Annotated in this window: 1 pseudogene; it reads left to right on the forward strand. The window is 29.8% G+C overall.

Features of this window, described 5'->3' with window-relative positions:
• Positions 1-228: pseudogene (locus KVT37_RS33345) on the forward strand (hypothetical protein); the annotation flags it as partial.

Below are 228 nucleotides of genomic sequence, written 5' to 3' on the forward strand. Positions count from 1 at the left end.
AGTAGAGTTGAAAATATGTTGCGGAAAACAGAGGTAAGTCAGAAAAAAGGAAAAACAGCATTATACCTTCATATACCTTTTTGTGATACTATTTGCTCATTTTGTCCATTTATTAAATCTACAAAGTATGAACCTATAATTGGAGAGTATGTAGAATGTCTTATTAAAGAGATGGAATTATTATCCTCATCTCCTGTCATTCAAGCTTTAACATTCGATGTTATTTTT

This window comes from Mesorhizobium sp. GbtcB19, from assembly GCF_019091085.1.
GTDB lineage: Bacteria > Pseudomonadota > Alphaproteobacteria > Rhizobiales > Rhizobiaceae > Mesorhizobium.